Origin of the sequence: Paraburkholderia humisilvae (assembly GCF_902859855.1) — a bacterium.
Lineage (GTDB): Bacteria > Pseudomonadota > Gammaproteobacteria > Burkholderiales > Burkholderiaceae > Paraburkholderia > Paraburkholderia humisilvae.
In genome coordinates, this window is the sequence record NZ_CADIKH010000158.1 from 1 (window position 1) to 6020 (window position 6020).

The 6020-nt window shown below is 58.1% G+C and carries 4 protein-coding genes; 1 reads left to right on the forward strand and 3 read right to left on the reverse strand.

Annotation, left to right across the window (positions count from 1 at the left end; genetic code table 11):
- On the forward strand, positions 1–1247 hold a 1247-nt coding region (locus HV796_RS39730; protein ID WP_217478188.1), incomplete at its 5' end, for a hypothetical protein.
- A 763-nt stretch (positions 1248–2010) separates the two neighbouring features.
- Here the strand turns inward: HV796_RS39730 and HV796_RS39735 are convergent.
- From HV796_RS39735 to HV796_RS39745, 3 genes are read right to left on the reverse strand one after another with little or no spacing between them, the layout of a single operon-like run.
- Positions 2011–2952 carry a hypothetical protein gene (locus HV796_RS39735; RefSeq protein WP_175233222.1) on the reverse strand — a complete coding sequence of 314 codons (942 nt, stop codon included), beginning with the start codon at positions 2950–2952 and terminating at the stop codon, positions 2011–2013.
- On the reverse strand, positions 2936–4399 hold the full coding sequence (locus HV796_RS39740; protein ID WP_175233223.1) for an N-6 DNA methylase: 1464 nt from the start codon (positions 4397–4399) through the stop codon (positions 2936–2938). Before HV796_RS39740 ends, HV796_RS39735 begins: the two co-directional genes overlap by 17 nt.
- Positions 4396–4593, reverse strand: coding sequence for a ribbon-helix-helix domain-containing protein (locus HV796_RS39745; protein ID WP_175233224.1), 198 nt, complete (start codon positions 4591–4593; stop codon positions 4396–4398). The genes HV796_RS39740 and HV796_RS39745 overlap by 4 nt, the downstream gene beginning before the upstream one ends.
- Positions 4594–6020: the final 1427 nt, after the last annotated feature.

The window sequence follows — 6020 nt, forward strand, 5'->3', positions numbered from 1 at the left end:
TTTCCCATGCAGAGCAGCAGATCCATGACAGCCTGAACGCTCCAGGGCGTCGACAGCCCGCCGCTCCCCTCCCGGGGAGCAGTCGCGCAAAGCCCCGCGCACGGCTCGTGCCGACACTACCTGAACACATCGATCTGCTGACGGATCTGCCCGGGGAACTGGTTCAGGCATACCGCTCCTGCGTCAGGCGATTCCTGGTACATCTGGAAGAGCAGGGACAGTCATGGTCGCAACTGGTGCCCGCGGGCAGCGGTGCGGGTACGCGTCCTGCCGCGCTTGAACAGGCGGTCAACGAGGGTATCCGGCATCATGGCTTGCAGACCAGGACGCGCACTGCGCTCAACCAGGCGTTCGGGTTCAAGCTGCGAGGCGACATAAAAGGAGCCTGGGCCCTGTATTCGCCGGATCTTCAGGAGCACAAGGATCTGCTGAAGGATCTGCCCGAAGGACTGGACGCTGTATACCGCTCTAACGTCAAGTGGTTCCTGGTGCATCTGGAAGAGCAGGGTCAGTCATGGTCGCAACTGGTGCCCGCGGGCAGCGGTGAGGGTGCGCGTCCCGCGGCGCTTGAACAGGCCGTCACCGAGGGTATCCGGCATCGTGGCTTGCAGCCCAACACGCGCGCAGCCATCAACCAGGCCTTCGGGTTCAAACTGCAAGGCGAAAAAGTTCGACTTGCGCCGGATCTTCAGGAGCACAAGGATCTGCTGAAGGATCTGCCCGAAGAACTGGATCAGGCATACCGCTTTAGCGTCAAGCAGTTCCTGGTGCATCTGGAAGAGCAGGGACAGTCATGGTCGCAACTGGTGCCCGCGGGCAGCGGTGCGGGTACGCGTCCTGCGGCGCTTGAACAGGCCGTCAACGAGGGGATCCGGCATCATGGCTTGCGGCTCAATACGCGCGCAGCCATCAATCATGCCTTCGGGTTCAAGGTGCAAAGCGACATGAAAAAAGTTTGGCTTGCGCCGGATCTTCAGGAGCACAAGGATCTGCTGAAGGATCTGCCCGAAGAACTGGATCATGTATCCCGCTCTAGCGTTGGCCGGTTCCTGGTACATCTGGAAGAGCAGGGACAGTCATGGTCGCGACTGGTGCCCGCGGGCAGCGGTGCGGGTGCGCGTCCTGCTGCGCTTGAACAGGCAGTCAACGAGGGTATCCGGCATCATCGCTTGCAGGCCAACACGCGCGCAGCCATCAATCGGGCCTTCGGTTTAAAGCTGCAAAGTAAAGCAGAAAAACGGGGATAGTCCGGCCGACTGTGTCGCGATAACAATGAGCAGATGATAAATCGTACGCCTAGGGCCGTTCTCTTTATGCCGTCCATCAAACTTGCGACGGCACGGGCATCTATCTTCGCTGCGTCCTGCTTTCGATCACACCGGGATTCCATCTCATCGGCGCGCGACAACCAACGCCATCTCGCCTCGAATATCTCGCGATGCAGAGTCCCGTTTTGCGCGCGACGTAACACACTGACTACCTGCGTGAGCTGGCACGTCGGGCGACACGGGAGGCGGTTGCAGACTACGTCATCTCAACGGTACCGGGCCAAAGGCCTGGAGTGGAAGCGGGTCAAGGTCGCATCAGAAGGTCAGATCTCGAAGTCGCTACTTGTGTCTTACCCAAGGCAGACGACTGCTAGCTGCAACAGCCCGCATCCCGGTGCAACGCATTACAAGCATTGCGAAGTGAAGTTGATAATCATTGAGATGCCTAAGTGGTTATTAACTTCAGCCATAGGCCTGCCCCGCATGATTTTTGTATAGGCGATGATAGCTACTCGGAAGGAGTCCCGGTCGACCCGCCTCGGAAATTCCAAGAGCTAAGGCAGATGCCTCGTGTGCGTCCCGTGCGACAACGCATGTTGGATGCGCAACCAAGTAACGAACGATCGGTTCAATGAACTTGTCGTAGCTGTGAACTGCCATTGCGCACTCGTCCGAGAAATGGTGGAGCTTCGACGCCCCGCCCCGGACGCAGGAAATCTATAAACTTACGGAGAGGCAGTTCCTATGACTGCACTATTCGCGCTTCGTAGTCCAAGTCTGGATAACTGTCCTGACCGATTTGCGCTTGACTGAAAACAGGCGAATCCGGTGCCCATTCAAGTCGGCGAGTCACCGATTTTAGGTCGGGCGCACCGAACAGATATCGCTCCTCGTATCGCAGATACAGCGTTTGGAAAAACTGTTCTAGGCGCAGGGGACTGTCGTGGGGCGGAAAATCGTTGAGCACGTCGCCGGCACGCTCGCCGGATACCTCCACCATCGCCAGCGTCACGGCTTCGTATCGGCTGACGTCGTTGCGAATTCCCCTGCGCCCCGTAAGTTCCCGCAGCGCCGAATGGAAACGAAAGATCGACTCAACGGGTGCCCCGCCCTCTTGAACGGCTATGTCATTGGCCAAGAGTTGCCGAGCCGGAGCCACATCGTCCGGCCCCAACTCTTCCGCTAAGGCCGCCAGCACGCGATTCGCGCGAATAACGAACATGTAGCCGAACACCATTGCCGGATAGGTAATGTGCAAATTTGTGCACTCACCGATCGTCTCTTCCATGCGGTTGGTCAGATTGCGAAACGCCCCAGTCATCCCTTTACATGAAACAGCCATCACCGGCCCGATTCCATTCTTCGTGACAACTACATCGACGTTTTTCGTCTTTAAGCCACCAAGCACCGTTCGCTCGCCGCCCGTCGCCGTGCTTGGGTCGAAATGCAAATAATTCTTGGAGCCACGAGTGATTATAGTGAATGGCGGTCGCGGGGTGATGTCATCGGGATGGAATCCACCCTCGAGCACTAGCCGGCAAGCAACGTACCAATGCAGTGGTTTGATATGCTGCTGACTTTGTGTGGCTCCTACGTACGTGCCGAAATGATGTAGCGCTTCCCTTTGATTGATCCACTGGCACACGCGTGACTCAGCATCGACGGCATTACTGCGCAACGGCATAGTGCCTCCACTGACGCAAGGTTGCGAGCGCTTCGGCTACAATCGAATCGTTCGCCCGCAAAATCTCCGATCCCGAGGGGAGCACGACTTGGGTCGCTTCGCGCGGCTCAAGCTTAAGCATGCCACCTCCGAGGGGATGTCCTTCCAATTCGGTGCTCAGTTTTACGAAGGGTGACTCCCACGTGTCCAATAGTCCGGAGGCATTGACGCCTTCGCGCAACCTAACGCTATGCACAGAGTTAGTACAGGTGCAGCCTGCATCGTTACGGACCAGATTTGCTTCAAGGCCAGACATGTACGACAAGAAGAAATCTGGAATCTGCACATCAGGAACGGAGTACCAAGGTTCTCGTACCTGGCATTTGTAGGCTTGGCGGGCGATAAGGCCCGCCTCCGAGTCGAGGTAGCGCGAGACGGACGCAGGGACACGCCCCGACTTTGGCATACGTAGTAGCAAAACCTGCTCGTCATTTTGATGCCATTTGCCTACGGTCGACGTTGTCAGGCGCCGCTTCGGGAGAGCGCGGCCGTTGCGGACGGTGGGATGTAGCAGTTGCGTTGGAATGCGCAGTCGACTGGCATCCGAGGGGCGCAGATGAAAAAAATCGTTGGCGCCGCTCACGTAGCCGATACCGATGCTGGCCAGTTCGCCGAACCGCTGCGTCTCTTTATGATCCACCACCTCCCGATACAGACTTCTGGCTTCACGGTGCATTAGAAAAGGCCGTAGACGCCGCCCCCATGTTCGCCATTCGGCGGTCGAAATGCGAGCAAAACTCCTAGGCGGTACAGTCATCCTCCGAAATGCATCCAAGTCAGAAAAACGGATTTCTTCAGTCTTCTTTCCGAATCCTTCGGCGTACAGCAGCCAACAGTCTTCCGAAAGATCGGGAAACAGCTTGTCTTTCACGGCCACGATGTGTACGACGGCGAAGTGTGAAGTCAGATATTCGATCAGAGGAGCTGAGTAAGGCGCGTGCCCGATTTCCGCCGGAACAACAAACGCCATACGCCCGCTTGGTCCAAGCAGGCTCGCGGTTGCGACAAGGAAAGGTGCCCAGGAGGAACTGAGCCCGTTGAATTTGGCACCGACACTGGCACACAGGCGCATCGCTCGATCTCGAACGTCCCCTTTGAAAGTCTGATAGCGGATGAACGGCGGATTACCCGCCGCGCATTCAAACCGTTCCGGGGTGTTGCTTGCCCACGCAAAAAAATCACCTTCATGCACCAGCGCCCAAGGCGCGCGCGCTATCGCGAGCGCACTAGCGGCCAAGTCCTGCTCAATGCCAACGCTGTTACGGTGCCCGGCGATGAAACGACCGTCTCCGCAAGACGGGTCAAGCAGGCGATCGTTTTCACTGCGGAGGGCCCAGTTCAACAGACTCTCGGTGACAGCGTCCGGCGTGTAATAAGCCCCCGATTCCTTCCGGCTACGCGGCGTCATGACTTCCTCTTCTCAAGCAACGGCCATTGGTCGGCGACATATTTTTCGGCGGCATCTCGGATGACCCACGCGACCGAGACTTTTTTGTCTTTGGCGATATCTCGCAAGGTGCTGTACAACTCCGGCGGTAGGCTGGCGGACGCCCGCGTCGCGGGAGGCTTACCCGTTGGCTTACGCCCTCGTTTGATAGCCATGGCATAAAGTCCGTGAATTCGATACAGCACTTTACATCAAAGGGGAGCAATATTGGTGCACTGCCGCGCAGAGATGCCTGTCAACTCTCCGTTGAGTGCCTGCTACGCAGATGAATTCCGCCAACGAAGCCTTCTGCCATGACTGAGATCGAAACTCCAACCAGTATCCGACAAAGCCTTAAGGTAATCCGACGTCATTGACATGATTGCCTCCGCCTGAATGCGTCTTCCCTGTCCGACCACGGCACCCCTATTCTTGATCCGTCCAGGCAGCGAGCGCGCACGCGACAGTGCGACGCATTAGCGTCAATTCATACGGCAGCTCGGCCTGTATCTCGGCTGCCGGCCGTCGCACTTTCTCCCGCGTCTGTGACAGTCCGGTCGCAACGAACGTTGTCTGTGATGGCAGTTCAATTCGATGGTGGTGACCGCTCTCGGGTCCGTAGATTTTGCGACGCTCGTCACTCAGCTGGCGACGACTGCTTTGTGACACAACGCACGAACATCACATGGCTACCTGAGTGAGGGAGGAGCACACCCGGGCGATGCCTGTCGAAAAGGTCTGCATGCATGTATCCGGCTTGCCGATGGGCGACTTGCCGAGGCACGCCCGCGCCTTGATGAGATCCGCGCATTCGGTCCTTTAGCATATTGGCGGATTGCCTGATGACAGGCTGCCGGCCAGGTTCGCAGGTTTCAGGGCGACACCGGATGCAGGCCCGTGACCAACCGCGCTGCGCTCGTGCACCGTCTGGCTGCCTGGCAGCAGTGGACGGCAGAACTGGTCGGCGCCTTCGTTTCCTGATCAGGATACCTGATCTTATCGGCAACATTGATCCGAACCCGTCAGACACGTGAACTGCGACCCAAACCGGCCACACCATTGCCGGATCGTTTCGTACGTGACGACCACACCGCGTTCCCGCAGCAGTTCCTCGAAGTCCCGCTCACTCGCCGTACCGCACGAAAGACTCACGGCGTGACGCAACGGTCGGACACCCCCCCCCATCCTCCCCCCAAAAAACTGGAGGAGGAGTTTCCTGAAGGCGGCGTAGCCCGGCACACGAGTAACCCGCGACCCGGCTACGCAACGGATTGCATCCGATTTGCGACTCTGGATAGTGGCAGGCTCATTGGGCGGACCTCTGTACTGCGGTATCCAACCAACCCGCGAATATCAGCTTGACCCACCGTCGAGGTGTACCGCTATGCCGCCCTCAGGAAATTCTCGCAACATGAGCCACAGAAACCGAAAAACCGATCCCGATTGACACCGGGAGTCATATCAGTCGGAGGCCCCAGCAACTGGACAGTGCCGACAGGCGTGGTTTAGCTTGAGCGGGTCCGCAATGCGTTCAGGCGGGCGGTGCATTTTGCGTTCGAACCACCACGCCTGTAGGCCTGTGCCGCCTTTGTGCTGTCGGGGA

What these genes read in the sequence shown, in the direction of transcription:
- HV796_RS39735 (WP_175233222.1), bottom strand. Translation starts at nt 2,952, where the DNA reads ATGCCGTTGCGCAGTAATGCCGTCGATGCTGAGTCACGCGTGTGCCAG.
- HV796_RS39740 (WP_175233223.1), bottom strand. Translation starts at nt 4,399, where the DNA reads ATGACGCCGCGTAGCCGGAAGGAATCGGGGGCTTATTACACGCCGGAC.
- HV796_RS39745 (WP_175233224.1), bottom strand. Translation starts at nt 4,593, where the DNA reads ATGGCTATCAAACGAGGGCGTAAGCCAACGGGTAAGCCTCCCGCGACG.